The 21,548-nt window shown below is 57.1% G+C and carries 19 protein-coding genes; 11 read left to right on the top strand and 8 right to left on the bottom strand.

Features of this window, described 5'->3' with window-relative positions; all coding sequences use genetic code 11:
* Window positions 1–201: 201 nt before the first annotated feature.
* The 6 genes from AC222A_RS14960 to AC222A_RS14935 all read right to left on the bottom strand — a co-directional run bounded on the left by AC222A_RS14960 (window position 202) and on the right by AC222A_RS14935 (window position 10,604).
* Complete coding sequence (locus tag AC222A_RS14960) at window positions 202–1,539, bottom strand: ribonucleotide-diphosphate reductase subunit beta (protein WP_486775182.1); 1,338 nt, start codon at window positions 1,537–1,539, stop codon at window positions 202–204.
* 157 nt (window positions 1,540–1,696) lie between these two features.
* The gene (locus AC222A_RS14955; RefSeq protein WP_372765066.1) at window positions 1,697–4,564 is read right to left on the bottom strand and encodes a ribonucleoside-diphosphate reductase subunit alpha; all 2,868 of its coding nucleotides are present in this window, start codon (window positions 4,562–4,564) and stop codon (window positions 1,697–1,699) included.
* 448 nt (window positions 4,565–5,012) lie between these two features.
* Window positions 5,013–6,071: an ABC transporter ATP-binding protein gene (locus tag AC222A_RS14950; protein ID WP_372749738.1), complete on the bottom strand. Its 1,059-nt coding sequence runs from the start codon at window positions 6,069–6,071 to the stop codon at window positions 5,013–5,015.
* Between the two features lie 123 nt (window positions 6,072–6,194).
* Window positions 6,195–7,109, bottom strand: a complete 915-nt coding sequence (gene argF / locus AC222A_RS14945; protein ID WP_372749737.1) for an ornithine carbamoyltransferase — start codon at window positions 7,107–7,109, stop codon at window positions 6,195–6,197.
* A gap of 31 nt (window positions 7,110–7,140) precedes the next feature.
* Window positions 7,141–8,328: an acetylornithine transaminase gene (locus AC222A_RS14940; protein WP_372783844.1), complete on the bottom strand. Its 1,188-nt coding sequence runs from the start codon at window positions 8,326–8,328 to the stop codon at window positions 7,141–7,143.
* 158 nt (window positions 8,329–8,486) lie between these two features.
* The gene (locus AC222A_RS14935; RefSeq protein WP_372750397.1) at window positions 8,487–10,604 is read right to left on the bottom strand and encodes an AsmA family protein; all 2,118 of its coding nucleotides are present in this window, start codon (window positions 10,602–10,604) and stop codon (window positions 8,487–8,489) included.
* A 203-nt stretch (window positions 10,605–10,807) separates the two neighbouring features.
* Here AC222A_RS14935 and grxD point away from each other — a divergent pair, with 203 nt between their 5' ends.
* The 6 genes from grxD to AC222A_RS14905 all read left to right on the top strand — a co-directional run bounded on the left by grxD (window position 10,808) and on the right by AC222A_RS14905 (window position 15,482).
* Window positions 10,808–11,143, top strand: a complete 336-nt coding sequence (gene grxD, locus AC222A_RS14930) for a Grx4 family monothiol glutaredoxin (RefSeq protein WP_372759260.1) — start codon at window positions 10,808–10,810, stop codon at window positions 11,141–11,143.
* A 210-nt stretch (window positions 11,144–11,353) separates the two neighbouring features.
* The gene (locus AC222A_RS14925; protein WP_372749643.1) at window positions 11,354–12,535 is read left to right on the top strand and encodes a porin; all 1,182 of its coding nucleotides are present in this window, start codon (window positions 11,354–11,356) and stop codon (window positions 12,533–12,535) included.
* A gap of 81 nt (window positions 12,536–12,616) precedes the next feature.
* Window positions 12,617–13,111 carry an FMN-binding protein gene (locus AC222A_RS14920; protein ID WP_372749644.1) on the top strand — a complete coding sequence of 165 codons (495 nt, stop codon included), beginning with the start codon at window positions 12,617–12,619 and terminating at the stop codon, window positions 13,109–13,111.
* On the top strand, window positions 13,111–13,863 hold the full coding sequence (locus tag AC222A_RS14915) for a PepSY domain-containing protein (RefSeq protein ID WP_486775181.1): 753 nt from the start codon (window positions 13,111–13,113) through the stop codon (window positions 13,861–13,863). Before AC222A_RS14920 ends, AC222A_RS14915 begins: the two co-directional genes overlap by 1 nt.
* Before the next feature lie 100 nt (window positions 13,864–13,963).
* Window positions 13,964–14,434: a hotdog fold domain-containing protein gene (locus AC222A_RS14910; protein WP_372749646.1), complete on the top strand. Its 471-nt coding sequence runs from the start codon at window positions 13,964–13,966 to the stop codon at window positions 14,432–14,434.
* A 13-nt stretch (window positions 14,435–14,447) separates the two neighbouring features.
* Window positions 14,448–15,482 (top strand): NAD(P)H-dependent flavin oxidoreductase, encoded by a 1,035-nt coding sequence (locus tag AC222A_RS14905; RefSeq protein ID WP_372749647.1) that lies wholly within the window; start codon window positions 14,448–14,450, stop codon window positions 15,480–15,482.
* A gap of 8 nt (window positions 15,483–15,490) precedes the next feature.
* Here the strand turns inward: AC222A_RS14905 and AC222A_RS14900 are convergent, their stop codons facing one another.
* Window positions 15,491–16,414, bottom strand: coding sequence for a LysR family transcriptional regulator (locus tag AC222A_RS14900; protein ID WP_486775180.1), 924 nt, complete (start codon window positions 16,412–16,414; stop codon window positions 15,491–15,493).
* Between the two features lie 91 nt (window positions 16,415–16,505).
* Between AC222A_RS14900 and AC222A_RS14895 the strand changes: the two genes are divergently transcribed.
* Genes AC222A_RS14895 through thpR form a run of 5 tightly spaced genes read left to right on the top strand, consistent with a single transcriptional unit; the run spans window position 16,506 to window position 20,398 of the window.
* On the top strand, window positions 16,506–17,342 hold the full coding sequence (locus AC222A_RS14895) for an SDR family NAD(P)-dependent oxidoreductase (RefSeq protein ID WP_372758843.1): 837 nt from the start codon (window positions 16,506–16,508) through the stop codon (window positions 17,340–17,342).
* Between the two features lie 33 nt (window positions 17,343–17,375).
* Complete coding sequence (locus AC222A_RS14890) at window positions 17,376–18,155, top strand: SDR family NAD(P)-dependent oxidoreductase (RefSeq protein WP_372749652.1); 780 nt, start codon at window positions 17,376–17,378, stop codon at window positions 18,153–18,155.
* Window positions 18,156–18,157: 2 nt separating this feature from the next.
* Window positions 18,158–18,778, top strand: a complete 621-nt coding sequence (locus AC222A_RS14885; protein WP_372749651.1) for a nuclear transport factor 2 family protein — start codon at window positions 18,158–18,160, stop codon at window positions 18,776–18,778.
* Window positions 18,778–19,830: an alkene reductase gene (locus tag AC222A_RS14880; protein ID WP_486775179.1), complete on the top strand. Its 1,053-nt coding sequence runs from the start codon at window positions 18,778–18,780 to the stop codon at window positions 19,828–19,830. The genes AC222A_RS14885 and AC222A_RS14880 overlap by 1 nt, the downstream gene beginning before the upstream one ends.
* A gap of 34 nt (window positions 19,831–19,864) precedes the next feature.
* Window positions 19,865–20,398: an RNA 2',3'-cyclic phosphodiesterase gene (thpR, locus tag AC222A_RS14875; RefSeq protein ID WP_372758842.1), complete on the top strand. Its 534-nt coding sequence runs from the start codon at window positions 19,865–19,867 to the stop codon at window positions 20,396–20,398.
* Between the two features lie 79 nt (window positions 20,399–20,477).
* On the opposite strand, the gene AC222A_RS14870 is transcribed toward thpR, so the two are convergent.
* A partial coding sequence (locus AC222A_RS14870) for an MFS transporter (protein WP_486775178.1) occupies window positions 20,478–21,548 on the bottom strand: 1,071 nt, incomplete at its 5' end.

Below are 21,548 nucleotides of genomic sequence, written 5' to 3'. Positions count from 1 at the left end.
ACCTCGCGTCTATCTTGTACCATCGACGATTTTATGTGATAGGAATAATGTAACTTATTGATTATTTGGGGTGGCGCACGATTGCCATGTGACAAAAGTGCGCCCTCTAATGGCAGCTTACTGCTATTCCAGCGTTTAAGTTTGGGCTGTTCCAGTCACAAGGTTTCCAGTCCAGCCTCAAAGTGTTTCTGATGTTCGCGCTTATTCCCAGCTAAGCGCACCACCCGTTTGATATTCAATCACGCGAGTCTCAAAGAAGTTCTTCTCCTTACGCAAATCCATAATCTCGCTCATCCACGGGAAGGGGTTTTGCGCGCCGGGGAATTGTTCTTTCAGGCCGATCTGTACCAGGCGGCGGTTGGCGATGAAGTGGAGGTATTGCTCCATCATGCCGGCGTTCATGCCGAGTACACCGCGCGGCATGGAGTCGCGGGCGTATTCGATTTCGAGCTGGGTGCCTTCCACGATCATCTGGGCTACTTCCTGCTGGAACTGGGCAGTCCACAGGTGGGGGTTTTCCAGTTTGATCTGGTTGATCAGGTCGATACCAAAGTTCAGGTGCATGGATTCGTCGCGCAGAATGTATTGGAACTGTTCTGCAACGCCGGTCATTTTGTTGCGGCGGCCCATGCTGAGGATCTGGGTGAAGCCGCAGTAGAAGAAGATGCCTTCAGTTACGCAGTAGAAGCCGATCAGGTTGCGCAGCAGTTCCTGATCCGTTTCCGGGGTGCCGGTTTTGAAGGTGGGGTCGCTCAGGGCGGCGGTGTGCTTGAGGCTCCAGGCCGCTTTTTTGGCGATGGAGGGCAGCTCGCGGTACATGTTGAAGACTTCGCCTTCGTCCATGCCCAGTGACTCTACACAGTACTGGTAGGCGTGGGTGTGGATGGCTTCTTCAAAAGACTGACGCAGCAGGTACTGGCGACACTCGGGGTTGGTGATATGGCGATAGGCGGCCAGCACCAGGTTGTTGGCAACCAGTGAGTCTGCGGTAGAGAAGTAACCCAGTGAGCGCATAACAATGCGGCGCTCGTCTTCGGTGAGACCTTCGGGGTTTTTCCACATGGAGATGTCGGCCGACATATTTACTTCTTGCGGCATCCAGTGGTTGGCGCAGCCGTCGAGGTATTTCTGCCAGGCCCAATCGTATTTGAAAGGTACCAGTTGGTTAACGTCGGCGCGGCAGTTGATGATGCGCTTATCGTCTACCTGAATACGGGCGGCGCCCATGTCGAGTTCTTCCAGGCCGGCGGCTACGTCGAGTTCTTCGAGAGCGCGTTCGGCGCGTGCCTGCAGTGATTCATCGGCGATCACTTCGTCACCGATGGCTTCGGCAGGAGCTGCTGCTGGTGCAGCTGCCTGGGGTGCCGATTGGGGCGCTGCAACGGGCTTTTCTACGTAGGCGGCCGGCGCAGGTTCTTGTACGGGTGCCGCTTGCTGTTGCATAGCGGGTTCTTCTGCCGGTGGGGGCGGCGGGGTGTTGCGTTTGGACGAGATCGCGTCCATAGCTTCGTCGGTGTTGTAATCGTCCCAGCTTAACATCGAATTTCCTTGGCTCTTAGCTGTGTTGGTTTGCTGCATGGATACCCACCTTTGTTGTTATGACAGTGAACGGGTACTGCGCGTTCGGTTGTGTTCGTGTTCGTGCTTGTGAGCGCTGTCTATAACCTTAAGGGTTTAGACAGCGCCCACAGGCGTTTTACTGACAAGCCTCGCAATCCGGATCATCCAGTGAGCAGGCGGCTGGTACGGGAGCTGCCGTTGGGGCGGCTTCCGGGGCCTGCGACGACACCTTGTTCATGGTGCCGCGATCGACTGTGGATTTCTCGGTGGTGGACGCTGCCAGTGCACGGAGGTAGTAAGTGGTTTTGAGACCACGGAACCAGGCCATGCGGTAGGTAACGTCCAGTTTTTTGCCAGAGGCGCCGGCAATGTAAAGGTTCAGTGACTGAGCCTGGTCGATCCACTTCTGACGGCGCGAGGCGGCGTCTACCAGCCAGCGCGGCTCAACTTCAAAGGCGGTGGCGTACATGTCTTTCAGATCTTGCGGAATGCGGTCGATCTTCTGTACTGAGCCCTCGTAGTATTTCAGGTCGTTGACCATCACGCTGTCCCACAGGCCGCGCGCTTTCAGGTCGCGTACCAGGTAGGGGTTCACGACGGTGAATTCGCCAGAGAGGTTCGATTTCACGTACAGGTTCTGATACGTGGGCTCGATCGACTGCGATACACCGGTGATGTTGGCGATGGTTGCAGTCGGGGCAATGGCCATCACGTTGGAGTTGCGCATGCCGTCTTGCAGCACTTTGTTGCGCAGGCTCTGCCAATCCAGCGTTTGGGTGCGGTCCACTTCAATAAACTGCTCGCCGCGCTGGGCAATCAGGTTGTCGAGGGAGTCGATGGGCAGAATGCCTTGGCTCCACAGTGAACCTTCGTAGCTGGCGTAGCGGCCACGCTCGGCGGCGAGATCGCTGGAGGCTTTGATGGCGAAGTAGCTGACGGCTTCCATGGAGCGGTCGGCAAAGTTCACGGCGCTGTCGGAGGCGTAGGCAATGTGCTGCTTATACAGGGCATCCTGGAAGCCCATGATGCCAAGGCCCACCGGGCGGTGCTTGAAGTTGGAGTTCTGCGCTTGCGGCACGGAGTAGTAGTTAATGTCGATCACGTTGTCGAGCATGCGCACGGCGGTGTTGATCGTTTTCTCCAGCTTGGCGTGGTCCAGACCGTTTTCAGTCACGTGCTGAGCCAAGTTCACTGAGCCCAGGTTGCAGACCGCGATTTCCTCTTTGTTGGTGTTGAGGGTGATCTCGGTACACAGGTTGGATGAGTGAACCACACCGGCGTGTTGCTGCGGGCTGCGCAGGTTGCAGGGATCTTTGAAAGTGATCCACGGGTGGCCTGTTTCAAACAGCATGCTCAGCATTTTGCGCCACAGATCGGCAGCCTTCACTTTCTTGTGGTGTTTCAGCTGGCCGCTGGCCGCCATCGCTTCGTATTCTTCGTAGCGTTTTTCAAAGGCGGTGCCGTACAGATCGTGCAGATCGGGCACGTCGCTGGGCGAGAACAGGGTCCACTGGCCGTCGGTGAACACGCGCTTCATAAACAGGTCGGGTACCCAGTTGGCGCTGTTCATGTCGTGGGTGCGGCGACGGTCGTCACCGGTGTTCTTGCGCAGCTCGAGGAATTCCTCGATGTCCATGTGCCAGGTTTCGAGGTAGGCACACACGGCGCCCTTGCGCTTGCCGCCCTGGTTTACTGCTACGGCGGTGTCGTTAACCACTTTCAGGAAGGGCACAACACCCTGTGATTTGCCGTTGGTGCCTTTGATGTAAGAGCCCAGTGCGCGCACTGGCGTCCAGTCGTTGCCGAGGCCGCCGGCAAACTTGCTCAGCATGGCGTTGTCTTGAATGGCGCCGTAGATACCGTGCAGGTCGTCGGGCACGGTGGTCAGGTAGCAGCTGGAGAGCTGCGGACGCAGGGTGCCGGAGTTGAACAGGGTCGGGGTGGAGCTCATGTAATCGAAGGAGCTCAGCAGTTCATAGAACTCGATGGCGCGGGCGTTCTTGTCGTCTTCGCGGGTCGCCAGACCCATCGCGACGCGCATGAAGAAAATCTGCGGCAGTTCGATGCGCACATCGTTGCTGTGAATGAAGTAGCGGTCGTACAGGGTTTGCAGGCCGAGGTAGTTGAACTGGTTGTCGTTCTCGGGCTTGATGGCCTGGCCCAGACGCACCAGGTCGTAATCGCGCAGTTCCGGCGAGATCAGTTCCAGCTCAATGCCTTTTTCAACATAGGCAGCCAGTGCCTTGGGGTAGTACTCGACCATATCGTGCTGGGTGGCGCTTTCGGCAATGCCGAGGAAGTTGAGTGCTTCGGCGCGCAGTTTGTCCAGCAGCAGGCGGGCAGTAACGTAGCTGTAGTTGTGTTCTTTTTCCACCAGCGAGCGGGCGGCGATAACCAGAGAGGTGTTCACCTCGTGGGCAGCCACGCCGTCATACAAACCTTTCAGTACTTCGTCGAGTACCGCTTTGGCGCTGACATCGGCGAGGCCTTCGCAGGCTTCGTTAACGATGAATTCCAAGCGGCCCAGATCCAGCGGGGTCAGGGAGCCATCTTCCTGGGTGACGCGAATGGAAGGGTGAGCCTTTTCTTCGGGCTGGGCCTTCTTGCGTTCTTCGGCGCGGGCGGCGCGGTACAGCACGTAATCGCGAGCCACTTTGTGTTCGCCGCTGCGCATCAGGGCCAGTTCTACCTGATCCTGAATATCTTCAATGTGGATGGTGCCGCCGGAGGGCATGCGGCGTTTGAAGGTGGCGCTCACTTGTGATGTCAGCTTGGCTACGGTTTCGTGAATGCGGGTAGAGCCGGCTGCATTGCCGCCTTCCACCGCCAGAAACGCCTTGGTGATAGCCACTGAAATTTTGTCGTCGGTATAGGGTACGACGGTGCCGTTGCGTTTAATAACGCGCAGCTGGCCCGGTGCCGTTGCCTGAATTTCGGCGCTGGAGGGGACGTTGGGCGGCTGTTGAGCGGCGCTTTGGGGGCTTTGTTGTTCGTGGGTTTGCATGGTCTCTCCGGACGTTTTGGCTATCTATATCTAGTGTGTGACTGTCTGTTGACTACAACATCTGGAATGTTGAAAAACACGGTACCGCTTACGGCTTGATCCAACTACCTGCCTGCGACAATCTTCGGGGAAGTGGTAATGATCGTTGACGAACTCGTTGCGAAAAGCCTCGATCTTATAGTTTTCACCCCGGAGACTGGTAGTGCCATCTGGTGTGGCCCCGCAGTCAAGGACACAAGATAGTGCGGTTTTAGTGTATGTGCAAGCACTAAATATTGGGGATTGCGTGTGGGAAAGCTGTGGATAACTTAAAGGTGGGCGGGTGCTAACCTGCAGCCTCCCGGCATGGCCACTTTTCAGCTGAGCAGTGTCAACATGGCGCAAAAAACCGCCTTATACGGAGTTCTTATAAGCAGTATAAGTCTTATGATGTTTACAAGGGTGTTGGTCAGGCGGTCGCCGCAACGGGTTCGGTTTTGTGGAAGGCGATGAGGTGTTCCACGTCGGCTTCGATGGTGATGGTTTCGCCAATCTGAAAATCCCGGTGGCTGGGGAGCAGGGCTTCTACGGTGCTGCCGGTGGGTAGGGCCAGTTTGTAGAGCGTGGCGCCGCCATTGAACACTTTCTTTTCTACCGTGGCGGCGATGCCGCCAAAGTCACTGAGAATGATGTCATCCGGGCGCAGCAGCACATCTACCGGTGAGCCTTCCTGCCAGGGGTAGGCGCGGTTGCCGTGCAGGTCGCCCAGCTCGGTGTTAATGCTGTTGGGGCCGGTCACAATGCCGGGGAGAAAGCGGCCGCGACCGATAAATTCCGCTACCAGCCGGTTGGCGGGTTCGTGGTAGAGGTTGAACGGGGTGTCCCACTGCTGCAGCGCGCCGTGGTAGAGCAGGCCTATATGGTCGCTGAAGGCGAAGGCTTCTTCCTGATCGTGGGTGACCAGAATGGCGCTGATACCGAGGTCCTTGAGAATGTCGCGCACTTCCAGGCTAAGACTTTTGCGTAGTTCTGCGTCGAGGTTGGAGAAGGGCTCGTCCATCAGCAGCAGTTGCGGCGCCGGCGCTAGAGCCCGGGCCAGGGCAACGCGCTGTTGTTGGCCGCCGGAGAGTTCGTGAGGGTAGCGATTTTCCACCCCGCTCAGGCGCACCAGCTCCAGCAGACGACCGACGATGCGATTCTGTTCGGCGGCACTTTTCTTGCGAAAGCCAAAGCAGATGTTTTGTTTTACGGTGAGGTGGGGGAAGAGGGCGTAGTCCTGAAATACCATGCCAACCTTGCGCTGCTCCGGCGCTAGAGAAAAGCCGGGCTTGCTCAGCAGGGTGTCGCCCAGCCAGATTTCGCCCTGGCTGATCGACTGAAAACCCGCGATAGCACGCAGTGCGGTGGTTTTGCCGCAACCGCTTGGCCCGAGCAGACAGCAGATGTCGCCTTCATTAACGTGGAAGTTGATATCGTTAATGACGGGCTCGCCGTCGTACTGGCATTGGATGTTTTTAAGCTGGAGCATGGGGATCCGCCGTTTGTGCTGCTAGTGGGGGCTCATTGGCAATAGGCAACAAGCGACCCCGCTGCGCGTGGGAGCTGGCTTTGCCAGCGATGGCGGGCTGACAGTTCCCGGCGCGTTCATGGCCTACTTCGCCGCCTCAAGCAACAAAAATTCCATCAGCGCCTTCTGCGCGTGCAGCCGGTTTTCGGCTTCGTCCCAGATGACGGAGTCCGGCCGATCCATCAGCTCTGCCGATATTTCCTCGCCGCGATGGGCGGGCAGGCAGTGCATATACAGGGCGTCGCTTTTGGCGTGTTTCATCAGTTCTTGGTTTACCTGAAAACCGGCGAACTGACGGCGGCGCTGCGCCTTTTCCTTTTCCTGTCCCATCGAAGCCCACACGTCTGTAACCAGCAGGTCAGCGTCTTTGGCAGCCTTGGAAGGGATGGTGGTGATTTTCACGCGCTCACCGGCCTGTTTGACCAGTTCGGCGCGTGGTTCAAAGCCGCGCGGGCAGGCAATGGCGAGCTCGAAATCGAACTGAATGGCGGCGTTGATGTAGCTCTGGCACATGTTGTTGCCGTCGCCAATCCAGGCCACTTTTTTGCCCTGAATGCTGCCGCGATGCTCCACATAGGTCTGGATGTCGGCCAGCAGTTGGCAGGGGTGAAAGTCGTCGGTCAGGGCATTGATTACCGGTACCGAGGAGTACTCGGCAAAGGTTTCAATAATGTCGTGGCCAAAGGTACGCATCATAATGATGTCGACCATGGATGACATAACCCGGGCGCTGTCTTCAATGGGTTCGCCACGGCCGAGCTGGGTATGCTCGGGTGCGAGAAACATGGCGTGCCCGCCCATCTGTGCCATGCCGGCTTCAAAGGAGATGCGGGTGCGGGTAGAGGATTTCTCAAACAGCATACCCAGCACATAGTTGTTAAAGCGCGGCGTTTCCGTGCGCGCTTTGTGCTGGGCTTTCAGTTCAATTGCGCGCTGTATCAGCTGCTGCAATTCGCTGGGTGAGCAATCCATTAAGCTCAAAAAATGCCTGACGGCCATTGTGATTTACTTCTTGTTGGATTTGCGACGATCAGGCGGCGTTGCGTTGCGCGGCCCAGCTTTCAATCAGTGGGCACAGCGTATCGATCAGCTGCTGAACTTCGTCTTGGTTGATAATAAGTGGCGGCAGCAAGCGCACCACCTTGTCGGAGGTGACATTGATCAGCAGGCCGGCGTCCAGCGCTTGCTGTACCAGCTCGCCGCAGGCGGCTGCCAGTTCAATGCCTACCATCAGGCCTTTGCCGCGTACGGTTACCACGCCTTTGATTCCGCTGAGGCGTTGTCGCAGACCGTCGCGCAGGGCCTGGCCCATTAGCTGGGCGTTTTCAATCAGCTTGTCATTCTGCAGGGTTTCAACCACTGCCAGTCCGGCAGCACAGGCCAGCGGGTTGCCGCCGAAGGTGGTGCCGTGATTGCCGGGCTTGAACAGCTCGGCGGCTTTGCCGTGAGCCAGGCATGCGCCAATAGGAATGCCGCCGCCGAGACCTTTGGCGGTAACGACCACATCGGGCATGATGGTGCTGTGCTGGAAGGCAAAATATTTGCCGGTTCTGCCGTTACCGGTTTGCACTTCGTCGAGCATCAGCAACCAGTGGTTTTTGTCGCACAGTTCGCGCAGCTGTTCGAGGAAGCCTTCGGGCAGCATGTTGATGCCGCCTTCGCCCTGTATCGGTTCAAGCAGCACGGCGCATACGTCGTGATTGTTCTTGGCAATGGTTTCCAGTGCTTTGATATCGCCATAGGGCGCGCGGGTAAAACCATTGACCAGCGGCTCAAAGCCGGCTTGTACTTTGCGACTGCCAGAAGCAGTCAGCGTGGCGAGGGTACGACCGTGAAAGGCGCCTTCCATGACCACGACGGTGGGGCGATCGATATCGCGGCTATGACCGTACAGTCGTGCCAACTTCAGCGCGGCTTCGTTGCCTTCGGCGCCAGAGTTGCAGAAAAACACATTGTCCATGCCAGACAGGCCGCACAACGCGTCGGCCAGCGCCTGCTGATTTTTAACGCCGTACAGGTTGGAGGTGTGCAGCAGTTGGCCGGCCTGCTCCTGAATGCGGCGTGTCAGTTCAGGGTGGGCGTGGCCCAGTGCGTTAACGCCGATGCCGCTAACAGCATCCAGGTAGCGCTTGTCCTGCTCGTCTACGAGCCAGACTCCCTCGCCGCGAACAAAGTTCACGGGCAACCTATTGTAGGTAGACATTACCGTATTGGGCATGACCATCCCCAGTGTTTGGATTCTTTGAAAATAAGAACGTAAATTCTTGCGTATAACGTAAAAGGGCAGCCAACGCTGCCCACCGAACGGATCATCATATAACCATTGTGAGGGGCTGGCAATGCCCCTGCGCGCAAGTGTTGGCGAGGCTTTGCCGGCTACTGACCGAAGAACTTCTGCAGCTTGTCGCGGGCTTTCTCCTTGAGCTTTTCTTTGCCGCGATCTATTTCCTCGCTCGCCTTTTCCTTGGCTTCGGCCTTGGCCTTGCCGGCAATGGTGTCGCGGAAGCGGGCAGTATCGAATTTACAGGGCAGGCCTTTGTCGCCGACCAGTGATCCTTTGCATTTCACGGGAATAACGAGGTCTTTCAGCTTGTCGTTTACGCGACAGGCGTTGTCTTCGTGAATATTTCCCAGAATGCGCAGCCCGGCGCTGTAGTTCAGGTCCATGCTGGCAATGTCGACCTGGCCTTTGCCTTCCAGTGCCATGCCTTTGAGCTGGGCGGTGAGGGCGCTGTTGTCGATACTGTTGCCGTTGATGGTAATCGCGCCGCTGAGGTCTTCAAAGCTGGTGGCTTTGGGCCAGGCGCTGGTGTCGATGGTTTCTTTGTGCATCAAGGCAATGCCCTGACAGGCATAGGCGGCCATGCTGGTGCCTTCAAATTTACCCTGTTTAATTGCGAAATCGGCCTTGCCCTTGGCGTTGTTGCGCAGCGCGGAGACGCGGTTTCCGGTGGTATTCAGGTCCAGGTTGATATTGGCGAGACCGGAAAACTGCTGCATTTCGGCCAGCTGAGTCAGCAACGGAAGGGTTTTAACATCGGTCACGTTGGCTTTAACCAGCCAGCGAGGTGTTGCATCGGCGGCATTGATGGTCGCATTGGCCTGAAAACGACCTTCATACAGTTGGCCACTCAGCGGGGAGACTTTGATCACTCCGTCCGCGGCGCTGGCATTGAGCACCAGTTGGCGAATGGGAATCTGATTAATGATCAGCTCACCGGCATTGAGCCCGGCGTCAAAGCGCAGGCCGCGCAGGGTTTCCAGGGGCAGCAGATCCGTTTCCGGTGCAGGGTCGGCGCTGGCGGTTTGCGTTTCTCCAGCGGGCTCTTCGGGGGTAGGTGCTAGGTAGCGATCGGCGTCAATTTTGTCGAGATTCAGGCGGGCAAATACCGCACCGGTTTCCAGGGTATAGCGCACTTCGCCATTGAGCTTGGTGTCATCAAGCGCAATATTCAGGGGTTTCAGTGCTACCTGCCCGGGTTCTCCACCCAGCGTTGTGTCCAGCGACAGCTTGCGCAGGGTGTTCGGATCCTGCATGGGCGGCAGACTTTGACCGAGCTGGGCCAGCAGTTCGCGTGGGGAGAATTCGGCTATCGAGAGTGTGCCCGCCAGCTGGGGCGTGCTGTCGAACTGGCTGACCACCAGGTTGCTGTCTATCTGTACCTTGTTAAGCGACAGCTTGAGCGGCGACAGCTTTATCTGGCTCTGGGCCAGGTCGGCGTCAATATTACCGTTGAGGGCGAGGTCTATTTTCTTCTGGTTTGTGGCGTCGCCCTGCAGGCTGACGGTGCTGCTCAGCGAGTCCAGCATGACCCGCTTGAACTGCTCGCCCAGTGTGAGGTTGGCCTGGAGCTGCGCGAGGATATCCATTGCCGGCTCGGTGGTGGCCAGATGGAACTGCATATTCAGAGGAAATGCCTGCTGCGGGGTGATATCTGAGGCCTGCAACGAGAAGTTATCCAGCGTGGTGGTCTGGCCGCTCTGGGCGTCGTGGTAATGAACGCGTGTGTCGCTGATGGCCACTTCGCTGATATTGAAGACCAGTGTCTTGGCTTCACCTTCCGGCGCTTGTTCGGCGGGGCTTTCCTGCGCGTCTGCCCCGGATTCGGGCATTATTCGCTCCCAGTTACCGCGCCCTTCCTTATCAAGCGCCAGGTTGAGCTCCAACCCCGCCAGCTCAAAGCGGTGCACGGCGGGCTGCATCTTAATCAACGAGCGCAGGCTGACGCGCGCCACCAGATGCTCGAGCTCTAAAAAGGGTTCGTTGTCGAGTCGCGCCTTGACTGTGTTCAGCTCCAGCCCCAGAGGGATAAACGACCAGCCGATATCGCCATCTAGCTGCAGGTCAAGCCGGGTATGGGTTTCGGCCGCTTTTTCGATCTGGGGTTTGAAATCATTCGGGTCAAACAGGAATAGCAGGCTAGCCGCTGCGATGCCGACCAGCGCCAATAGGCCTGCTAGGGCAAAAACCAGATAACGCAATGCAGAGGACATGGATAACACTCCTGTGAGTTGAATTGGCGCGGCTGCGCCCAAATATACTGTTATATCTGGGCACTATAGCAAAAGGACGGCGCTAGCTTGTGGAACTGCTACCAATCTTCTTTGTCGTAGTGTCCGTAGAACAGGTACAATGTCGCAAAGCCAGAGTGGCTGGTGGTTATAGCGAAAGCTTTTAGCGAAAAGCAAGGTGAATGATGGACATCATAGACACGATCAAAAAGCAGATCGAAGAAAACCCGATCATCCTTTATATGAAGGGCTCCCCGAATCAGCCCCAGTGCGGTTTTTCCGCGCGTACGTCTCAGGCGGTCATGGCCTGTGGCGAGCGCTTCGCGTTTGTCGATGTGCTTTCCAACCCGGATGTTCGCGCCAACCTGCCCAAAGTGGGCAACTGGCCAACCTTCCCCCAGCTCTGGGTAGAAGGCGAGCTGGTCGGTGGCTGCGATATCGTGTGTGAAATGCACGAAAATGGCGAGCTGCAAACCCTGCTGAAAGAAGTGGGCGCCAAGCACCCGGCTCCACAGCAGTAAGTCTTTTTTCTTCAAAAAACCCGCCCGGCTGGCGCCCGGCGGGTTTTTTTGTGCCTGACCTCAGGTAAAGGTGCAGGTGAAATGTTTTCACCGTAATCTAAACGAGAATACTTTTCATTTGTATTTAGAGTTGGTATAGTCCGCGCACTTAATCTGTAGTTCTCGGTGCAGCAGTAGTGGCACCAATACAATACCAATGGGGAAGACACGATGAAAAAAACTGCTTTGGCCGTGGCAATGGCCGCACTGGCACCCGTCGTAATGGCGGCGCCCACCACAGAAGAAATGTGGGAAACCATCCAGAAACAACAGCGCGAAATTGAGCGTCTTAAGGCACAGTCCAAGCAGACTGACGCCAAAATCGAAGCCACCGCCAGCGCGGTTGAGCGCGGCGGCAACAGCGGCTGGAGCAGCAAGACCTCTATTGGCGGTTACGGCGAGCACCATTTCAATCACTTCAAAGACAAAGACGATCAGGTAGATGCACACCGCTTTGTTGTTTATATCGGCCACGAATTCACCGATACCATTCGCTTCTTCTCTGAAGTCGAGCTGGAGCATAGCCTGGCGGGCGACGGCAAGCCGGGTGAGGTTGAGCTGGAGCAAGCCTTTATTCAGTGGGATTACGCCCAGAACCACAATGTCACCATCGGTCAGTTCCTGATCCCGGTTGGCATTCTGAACGAAACGCACGAGCCGGATACTTTCTACGGCACCGAGCGCAACAATGTTGAAGGTCGCATCGTACCAACTACCTGGTGGGAAACCGGCGTGATGCTCGGCGGTGAAATTCTGCCCGGCCTGACCTATAACCTGGCTGTGCACAGCGGTCTGGAAATTCCTGTTCCGCCGAGCAGCAGCGCGTTTGCTATCCGTAGCGGTCGTCAAAAATCCGCCGAAGCCAATGCAGAAGATCTGGCCTACACCGCACGCATCAAGTACACCGGCATCAGCGGTCTTGAGCTGGCTGCCACTGCGCAGCAACAGCAGGACGTAACTCAGGGCGCATTGCCCGGTGAAGATGCCGAAGGCACATTGCTGCAAGCCCATGCGCGCTACTCCATTGCCGGTGTTACGCTGACCGCGTTTGCCGCCCAGTGGGATATCGACGGCGATACTTTCGAGCTGGCAGGTGCCGACGAACAGGAAGGTGCTTATCTTGAAGCGTCTTACAAAATCACTCCGAAACTGGGTGTGTTTGTGCGCCAGAGCGAGTGGGACATGCGAGCCGGCGGTTCTGCCGATACCGAGATCGAACAGGTTACTGCGGGTGTGAACTACTGGCTGCATGAGCGTGTTGTGCTGAAAGCTGATATCGTTGATCACAAGCCGCCCAGTGGCACTGCGACTGATAACGACGGCTTTAACCTCGGTGTTGGCTGGAGTTTCTAAGCCTGTATGGCAAAATATTCTTCATGTGCATTAGGGGGCGGTAGCCCCCTTTTTTGTCGATTAAGTCGATATGTTAGTGCTGTGCTTCTTGTTTTGCTGGCAGGGTCAGCGCTGGCGCGCGGCAGCTACATGACCATGGCGGAATTTGTCGACAGCGGTTTTGGTGGTGAAGTGCCAGCGCCAAAAACGCTGTGGCTTAGCGGCGACGTGCAGCAACGCCTGGAGCGTATTTTCGGGCATCCTTATAAGGCCTTGCGGGTTCGCTATTGGCAGCAGGACGGCAAAACGGCATGGATGTTGGAAGAAATTGGTAAGGAAATGCCCATCACGATGGGTGTGCTGGTCAATGGCAATAGCATAGAGCGAGTTCGTATACTCACTTACCGTGAAAGTCGTGGCGGCGAAGTTCGCCATCCCTTCTTTACCGAGCAATTTGAAGGCGCGGTGTTGCAGGCCGACGACGCGCTCGACAGACAGATCGATGGTATTACCGGTGCAACACTCTCCGTTCGCGCCGTGACTCGCGTTGCCCAAGCGGCACTGGTGTTGGCTGAAGTGGTGAATCAAACCCCCTGATGAAACGTTCTCTGCGGTTGTTTCTGTTGCGTTGGCATCGGCGCCTCGGTGTCGCGGTTGCCTTGGTGGTAGTCATGCTCGTGGTCACTGGCATTGTGCTCAACCACAGTGCCGAACTCCGGTTGGATGAAAAGCCGGTGCGACAGGACGTGCTGCTGAAACGTTACGGTGTTGAACTTCCGGCCATCACCAGTTTTGAAGCTGGCGATCAACGTCTGAGTCTCGTGGGTGAAAATCGTCTTTTTCTCAATCTGAAAGAAATAGCCTATTGCGAATTACCGCTTACGGCGGGCATGGCCTATCAGGGCGGCTTGCTCGCGCTGTGTCGCGATCAGCTGTTGCTGCTGACGCGAGAGGGTGAAGTGGTGGAACGCCTGGGGAGTGCATATGGATTGCCCTCCAATATCGAGCGGGTGGGAATAGTCACCGGTCAGCATGAGCAGTTGTGGTTTGATACCAGCGAAGGCCTTGTTCTCGCCGATCTGAACAGTCTCGCGTTCAGCGTTGGGCAGGCACCGCCGGATACACGCTGGGTTACAGAGTCGCCTGTTCCTGACGCGCTGAGGGTGGCGCTCAATGAGCGTTACCTGGGCAATGATGTGCACTGGGAACGGCTGCTGCTCGATTTGCATAGCGGTCGCCTGTTCGGCCAGTGGGGCGTAGTCGTGGTCGATGTGTCGGCCGTTATCCTGTTGCTGCTGGCGCTTTCTGGCGCCTGGGTCTGGCTGACAAAGCCGGGGCGTTGGCGCTAGTCACTATTTTTCTGCACGAGTATTCTGCGTTCTTGTTCATGGTGTGTGGCTGTGGCTATGATAGCGTGTTTTCACCGTTAACATAGCAGGAGCTTCCAACATGAGTGCAGTAAAAAAGCTGTGGCAAAGTCTGAGCAGCAAGCCCGGTGGCAAATGGGTTTTTACCAAAGTGATTTCCATGAAAGCGCCGTATTTCACGTCGATCAAAGCCCGCTTTGAGCGATTGGAAGTCGGCGGCGCTGAAATTACTTTGTGGGACAAGCGTTCCATGCACAACCACATCGGCACCGTGCATGCCATTGCCATGTGTAATGCCGCAGAACTGGCGGCTGGCATATCGGCCGAGTATTCGGTGCCCTCGGATGTACGCTGGATTCCCAAAGGTATGTCGGTGAAATACCTCAAACCCGCCAAAGGCTTGCTCAAAGTCGTTGGTAGTTTGCCGCCGATTCAAAGCGGTGTTGCAGCCGATGTGCCGGTGTCTGTGACGATCACCGATAAGCAGGGGGATACCGTGTTTACCGCCGAAATAACCATGTATTGTTCACCGAAGAAACCTAAAGCGGCATAACAGGGGGCCAGCCATGGATGGTTTACAGGCATTGGGGCTTTCGGCCCCGGTGATTCAGGCACCGATGGCAGGAGTGCAGGGCGTGGAGCTGGCTGCAGCGGTCTCCAACAGCGGCGGCCTTGGGTCATTGCCCTGTGCAATGCTATCCGGCGAGGCGCTTGAACAGGCGCTGATAAAGCTAAGGTCGCTCACCTCGAAGCCGGTCAATCTCAACTTTTTCTGTCACAAGGAAAAGACGGAATCTGCTGCGCGCTATGCCCAGTGGCTGAATCTTTTATCTCCCTTTTTCAACGAGTACGGTGTTGATCCGGCGACCCTGCCTGCCGGTGCCCAGCGACAGCCGTTTTCGCAGGTCATTGCAGATCTGGTGGAGCCACATCAGCCGCAGGTTGTTAGCTTCCATTTTGGCTTGCCGGCAGCCGGTTTACTGGATCGGGTAAAACGTTGGGGGGCAATGGTGCTGTCATCGGCCACGACGCTGGATGAGGCGCTTTGGCTTGAACAGCAAGGCGCCGACGCGGTGATTGCACAGGGGCTGGAGGCCGGGGGGCATCGCGGTCACTTTTTGCGGGCAGATCTTAAGGGGCAATTGAAGACCGCAGAGCTGGTCGAGCGGTGCGTAAAACATCTGTCGATCCCGGTGATTGCTGCAGGTGGCATCGCGCGGCCGGACGATCTGGTGGTGATGAAGCAGGCGGGAGCGGCTGGCGTGCAACTCGGCTCGGCGTATCTGCTGGCCGCTGAAGCAACCACCGGGCAATTGCATCGGCAGGTACTGCAAAGTGAGCGGCGCGCCGTTACGGCGATCACTAATCTCTATACCGGGCGGCCTGCGCGGGGCATTGTGACCCGTTTGATGGAGAGCCTGGGGCCGATGAATAACAGTGCGCCGGCTTTTCCGCTGGCGGCCAATGCCATATCGGCATTGCGTGCGCAGGCGGAACAACGCGCTGACAGCAGCTTCACCCCGCTGTGGTGTGGCGAGAATGCATGCCCGGCGAGTGACAGCGCCCAAGCCATCACCCAGCGCTTTATGGCGGCTTGGTGATTGTCTGGCTAACTCGGGCTTTCAGCGCTAAGCCGGGCTTTCAGGACAGGGCGCAAGGTATTGATGAATGCTTTGATGCGCGCGTTGGCGGGCAAATGCGCCGGCCGCATCAGCCAAAGCCCCATGCTCAGTTCGTCGTCGGGTGGGCGGATCGCTTTTAATTGCCGATCGCTGTTTGCCAGGAAACACCACAGATGGGCCACGCCCAAGCCGCTTCTGACGGCGGCGAGAATCGCATTCCAGGAATTGACCTCGGCGGGTTTGTATACGCTGTCCGGCAGTTCGCGGGCGATCCATTTCGCCGCTTGGGAATCTGCCAGATCCTGGCCCCAGCCAATCCAATGGTGGCCGGCTAACGGTGTTTCTGCCGGTATGCGTTTCAGGTAGCGCGGGCTGGCATATACGGCCCGCTGCATCTCGCCGAGAAAGTGCCCGCGAATATGCGGTGGGCAGGTGTTGCCGACGGCGATGGCGACATCGGCCTTGCGTTGATTGAGCGCGGCAATAGGGTCCAGCGTATTTAACAGCTCCCAGCGAATCTGCGGATACTGCTGCGAAAACGCTGTCAGGTCGCTGATAAATTCCGGGCCTAGCCCCAGCGGGGCGGCAATACGCAACTGCCCTTCCAGGTGTTCCTCTCCGAGCCCCAACTTTTCTTCCAGTGACAGGATTTCCTGCTCGAGACGAATCGCCTGCTGATACAGGTCTTCGCCGAATTGACTAAGCTGATAGTGCTTTTGCTGATGAATGAACAGGGTGTGCCCCAGGCGACGTTCCAACTGGTTGATACGGCGGGCTACGGTGGTGCGGTTAACGCCCAGCTCAACGGCGGCAGCGGAGAAGGTGCCGCCGCGCACGGCGGCGAGAAAATAACGCAGGTCATCCCAGTTCATGCGTGCAATATTGCACGCTATGGGTGCAGACACAATCATTTAAATGCACGGCTCATGCGCCGTATAGTCGCCTACCGGCAAGGCAGCCCATTCGGCGGGTGGCTGCGCGATGATCAAGGAGTGAACAACAGTGAGTGCAAGGCTGAATGGAAAAGTGGCGATAGTCACCGGGGCGGCTCAGGGCATTGGTAAGGCAATTGCAAGCCGCCTGGCGAGCGAAGGGGCTGCGGTGTGTGCGGTAGATCTGCATCTGGATTCGCTGTCGGCGACCCTGGCTGGCATAGAAGACGCAGGTGGCAAGGGCATTGCCCGCGCGTGCAACATCACCAACAGTGACGACGTAGCACAGCTCTTTGCTGATGTGTGCGAGGCGTTGGGTTCACCGGATATTCTGGTGAACAATGCCGGTATCGGCACCGCGCCCAACGACGGCTTTGATCTGTATCAGCAGCGTCAGGCGGAGCGCAATGCCCAGCTGGCGCGCGGTGAAGCGCCAACGGTGTTTGCCGATCATATTCCTGATATGCAAGATGACGGCTGGTTGAGCGTGGTAAATGTGAACCTCAACGGGACGTTTTATTGTTGTCGCGAAGCCGTGCGCTGCATGATCAGGCAGGGTAGCCGTGGCAGCATTATCAATATTTCCAGTACCTCGGCAGTATCGGGTGAAGGCGGTGTGCATTACTGCGCGAGCAAGGCCGCTGTGCTCGGGTTAACCCGCTCGCTGGCAATGGAAGTGGCACCGCGTAGCATCCGGGTTAACGCGATCTGCCCTGGCCCAACGAACACTCCCATCATGGCGAACATCTCCGATGAGTGGAAACAGGCCATGGTTGCCGCTATTCCATTGGGTCGTATTGGCGAGCCCATGGAGATAGCCAATACCGCACTGTTTTTGGCGAGCGATGAGTCGTCGAGTTTTACCGGACAGACGTTGATGGCAAATTTGGGAACGTATTTATCTTAGCGTCAGACAGCTGACGAAAAAGAGGAAACAACGATGACAAACCGATTAGAAGACAAAGTCGCCATCATCACCGGTGGTGGTCAGGGTATCGGCGCGGCCACCGCGATCCGGTTTGCCGAAGAAGGCGCCAAGGTGGTGATCTGTAGCCGCCGCATGGAGCCGCTGGAACAGGTGGCGAAAACCATCCGTGAAGCCGGCGGTGAATGCACCCCGCTGTCGGTAGATGTGAGCGATGAAGAGGCGGTAAAGCGCCTGGTGGAAACCACCGTGTCCAAATACGGCAAGCTGGATATCATCGTTAACAACGCGGTGTTGATGGTGCCGGAAATGATTGGCAAACACAGCACCAAGGGCTGGCGTCAGAACTTTGCCGTATCGCTGGACGGTGCCATGTTTTTGATGCGCGAAAGTTATAAGCAGCTGCGGGCCAACAAGGGCGCAGTAGTGAATATCTCGTCGGTGTGCGGTCTGCTGGGTTCCATGGGTACAGCTGGTTACAGCGCGGCAAAAGCCGCGATGATCGGTCTAACCCGCAACGCCAGTATTGAATGGGCGCCTGATGTGCGCGTGAACGCCATTACCCCCGGCGCGTTTCTGACGCCGGCGCTGGAAATGGTCAACCCAGACGAGGAAAGCCAAAAAGCCACGGGCAAAACTATACCGCTCAAGCGTGTTGGCGACCCCCGGGAGTGCGCCAATGCCATCCTGTTTCTGGCCAGCGAGGAAGCGTCTTACATTACTGGTATTGTGATGCCGGTGGATGGCGGTCGCACCGCAGAGCTCAATACCGGCGCTGCTTCCTGGGAGGATTGAAGATGGATGAGACTCTGCTGCAACGCATTGATCGGCTGGAATCCCTCGATGAGATTCGTCAGCTGGTGGCGAAGTATTCCCTGTCGCTGGATATGCGCGATCTGGATGCCCACGTAAACCTGTTTGCGCCGGATATTCGAGTGTCGCGCGAGCTCAGCGGGCGCGCCAATCTCAAGGCCTGGGTAGACGATACCCTGCGCAATCAGTTCACCGGCACTTCTCACCATGTGGGAAATCACATTATCGAATTTGAAGATCCGGATAACGCCGTGGGTGTGTTGTACTCAAAAAATGAGCACGAGTGTGGCCCCGAATGGGTAATCATGCAGATGCTCTACTGGGACGATTACCAGCGTATCGACGGGCGCTGGTACTTTCGCCGCCGCCTGCCCTGTTACTGGTATGCCACCGATCTGAACAAGCCGCCACTGGGCGATATGAAGATGCGCTGGCCGGGACGTGAACCGTATGAAGGTGCCTTTCACGAGCTGTTTCCGAGTTGGCGCGAGTTCTGGGCCAATAAACCTGAGGGTACCCCGGAAGTGGCAGAACCCGCCCCGGTTGACCAATTTCTGAAAACCATGCGTCGCGGAACACCGGCGCCCAAGATACGGGTGCGCTGATGAAGCTGTTGACCGAAACACAATTGGGGCGTTTGCGCCTGCGCAACAGGGTGGTCATGGCGCCTATGACACGCTCGCGTGCCGATCAAGCCACAGATGTACCCACCGACATGATGCGTGAGTACTACCAGCAGCGCGCCAGCGCTGGTCTAATTATCACCGAGGGCACTCAGCCCAGTGCGGATGGCAAAGGCTACTGCCGCACACCCGGTATTTATACCCCGGCGCAGATTGCGGCCTGGAAAACGGTCACCTCTGCGGTGCATGCCGAGGGTGGTCAGATTGTGCTGCAAATCATGCATTGTGGTCGGGTGGCCAATCCCGCCAACAAGGCTGTCGGCGCTCGCACGCTGGCGCCGTCAGCTATCGCTGCTAAGGGCGAGATTTATACCGAGCAAGGGATGCTGCCCTTTGTCGAGCCCCAGGCCATGACCGAAGCCGATATCCAGCAGACGATAGACGACTACCGGCAGGCCACGGTCAATGCCTACGCCGCCGGGTTTGACGGTGTTGAGCTGCACTGCACCAGCGGTTATCTGCCTGCCCAGTTCCTTTCAACCGGCACCAATGAGCGTACCGATGCCTGGGGTGGCTGCCTGGAAAACCGTTTGCGCTTTGTTCTTGATGTGCTGGCGGCCATGACGGGGGTCGATGGCGCTGATCGGGTGGGGATGCGAATCTGCCCCGGCAACCCGTTTAATGACTTGCACGACGCCAATCACGAGGAAACCTTTGCCGCCCTGTTGCAGCAGGTGGATCCGCTGGGGCTGGCCTACCTGCATGTGATTCGCATGCCCCAGCTGGGGCTGGATAATATCGGTCTGGCGCGCGCCAATTATCGCGGAGCGTTGATGGTGAATGAAAGTTTTGACCGCGATGAAGCTGAAGCGGTTTTGGACGAGCAGATCCAGGCAGTCTCCTTTGGCAGGGCGTATATCGCCAACCCGGATCTGGTGAAACGCTTCCGGGAATCACTGCCCCTATCGCAAATGAACCCCAAAACCCTTTACACGCCGGGAGAAGCTGGGTATACCGACTACTCAGCAATCTAATAATTATCGTGGAAAGGAGGCATTCCGTAGCGATATGCCGCGTCTTTTTGTTGCAGTACCTCTATCGCAGTCGCTGAAAGAGCGGCTGCAGGCCATTCAGCCCCCGAAAACCCGGGGTATTACGCCTATGGAGCCGGATAATCTGCACCTGACCCTGCAGTTTATTGGTGAGGCCGACCCGGAGGCTGTGCTTGAGGCACTTGCGTCCGTGAAAGCCCGCAGTTTTGAATTGGAATTTACGGAGCTGAGTCAGTTTCGCAACGGCGTGATCTGGTTAGGTGTGAAAGATAATGCCGAGTTGAAAGCCCTGCAGCTGGCGGTGCTCAAAGCCCTACTGAAGGCGGGCTTGCCGCTGGAGAAAAAACGCTTTGTGCCACACGTTACTCTGGCCCGCTACAAACGCCACGTACCCCAGCCAATCATAAATGAGCTGATCCAGCAGACCGCAGGCGAAGTGCCTTCGGAGCAGGTGCTGGCCTTTAGTCTTTTTGATTCGCATACCGTGGACGATGAGCTGACCTATACGCGGTTGCGCGCTTTTCCGTTGGCAACGCTAAAGCCCGCCTGAATTGCCGGGTGTTAACCCGGCGAGTCTAAAACCCGCGTAGATAGAGGTTTTGCATTTTCGTCGGCACTGATCCAGGCGTCTACTTGGCAGAGGCGGTTTCTAACACCGCCAACCTCAATTGCCCTACTACCCAGGCAGTCATGCACAGCGCCATGGCTGTTCCAAACAACCATGACAGATGGTAGCCAAGCTGGCTTAAAGCCAGGCCTGCGGCGAGTGGTCCGAACACGCGTCCCCACGCCGCGCTAGCGGAGGTGGTGCCAAGCATCCGTCCGCGCAGATGAATGGGCGTGCGGTGGGCAACCAGTGTATTGAGTACCGGTGTGCATACTGTGCCGCCGCTGACAATGATAAAGAAGGCGAGAACAATCATGCTGGCACTGTCGGCGCTGGCAGCAACTACGTAACCCGTTGCCATAAAACAGGTGCCAATGAGCAGCAACTTTAATTCACCGAGCAACTTCACCAGTTTGCCAATCAGCCCGGCCTGCAGTGCGGCCATGGCCAAGCCCTGAGCGCCAAACACCATGCCAACCTCGCGCGCGCCCCAGCCAAGCATGTGGCCAACCCACAACGGGAAGAGGTAGCTAATGGCGGTATGGCAGCTGTTGTTAAAAAAGTACTGCAGAGCCAGCAGCGTATTGCCGCTGTCGCGGAGCATGCGCAGTGTCGAATGTTTGGCGCTGGCGGCCATCTGTTCCGCCTGATCGTCGCGCTGGGCTTTGGTTAGTGATTCGGGTAAAAAAATCGCACCGGCAACCAGCGCAGCAAAAGACATACCTGCTGCGACCAACCCGGGCACCATAAACTCACCATTTGGCCCTGCCAGTATGCCGCCGAGGAAGGGCCCGATAACCATGCCCAAACCGAAAGCGGCGCCAATAATGCCCATGAACTTTGCCCGCTCTTCCGGTTTGCTCATGTCGGCCACCATAGCGGATGCTACACCGAAGTTACCGGCCATGATTCCAGCAAAGATTCGCGAGGCGAATAGGGCCCAAAGCGTGGTGGAGTAAGCAAGCATGATGTAAGACAGGCCAGCACCGCCAAGGCAGATTAGCAGCACCGGTTTGCGCCCAATACGGTCGCTCAGTTTTCCCCAGTACGGGCCACACAGGCCGCCAAAAACTGAGTAAATCGCCAGCAGCAG

The sequence above is a fragment of the Litorivivens sp. genome, assembly GCF_057445395.1.
The sequence above is the reverse complement of the archived record's forward strand: the minus strand, read 5'-3'. Positions and strand labels throughout refer to the sequence as shown.

Coding starts and splice junctions, on each gene's coding strand:
- AC222A_RS14960 (WP_486775182.1), bottom strand. CDS start 1,539: ATGTTAAGCTGGGACGATTACAACACCGACGAAGCTATGGACGCGATC.
- grxD (WP_372759260.1), top strand. CDS start 10,808: ATGGACATCATAGACACGATCAAAAAGCAGATCGAAGAAAACCCGATC.
- argF (WP_372749737.1), bottom strand. CDS start 7,109: ATGGCCGTCAGGCATTTTTTGAGCTTAATGGATTGCTCACCCAGCGAA.
- AC222A_RS14910 (WP_372749646.1), top strand. CDS start 13,964: ATGAGTGCAGTAAAAAAGCTGTGGCAAAGTCTGAGCAGCAAGCCCGGT.
- AC222A_RS14940 (WP_372783844.1), bottom strand. CDS start 8,328: ATGCCCAATACGGTAATGTCTACCTACAATAGGTTGCCCGTGAACTTT.
- AC222A_RS14955 (WP_372765066.1), bottom strand. CDS start 4,564: ATGCAAACCCACGAACAACAAAGCCCCCAAAGCGCCGCTCAACAGCCG.
- AC222A_RS14905 (WP_372749647.1), top strand. CDS start 14,448: ATGGATGGTTTACAGGCATTGGGGCTTTCGGCCCCGGTGATTCAGGCA.
- thpR (WP_372758842.1), top strand. CDS start 19,865: ATGCCGCGTCTTTTTGTTGCAGTACCTCTATCGCAGTCGCTGAAAGAG.
- AC222A_RS14890 (WP_372749652.1), top strand. CDS start 17,376: ATGACAAACCGATTAGAAGACAAAGTCGCCATCATCACCGGTGGTGGT.
- AC222A_RS14925 (WP_372749643.1), top strand. CDS start 11,354: ATGAAAAAAACTGCTTTGGCCGTGGCAATGGCCGCACTGGCACCCGTC.
- AC222A_RS14900 (WP_486775180.1), bottom strand. CDS start 16,414: ATGATTGTGTCTGCACCCATAGCGTGCAATATTGCACGCATGAACTGG.
- AC222A_RS14885 (WP_372749651.1), top strand. CDS start 18,158: ATGGATGAGACTCTGCTGCAACGCATTGATCGGCTGGAATCCCTCGAT.
- AC222A_RS14915 (WP_486775181.1), top strand. CDS start 13,111: ATGAAACGTTCTCTGCGGTTGTTTCTGTTGCGTTGGCATCGGCGCCTC.
- AC222A_RS14950 (WP_372749738.1), bottom strand. CDS start 6,071: ATGCTCCAGCTTAAAAACATCCAATGCCAGTACGACGGCGAGCCCGTC.
- AC222A_RS14935 (WP_372750397.1), bottom strand. CDS start 10,604: ATGTCCTCTGCATTGCGTTATCTGGTTTTTGCCCTAGCAGGCCTATTG.
- AC222A_RS14880 (WP_486775179.1), top strand. CDS start 18,778: ATGAAGCTGTTGACCGAAACACAATTGGGGCGTTTGCGCCTGCGCAAC.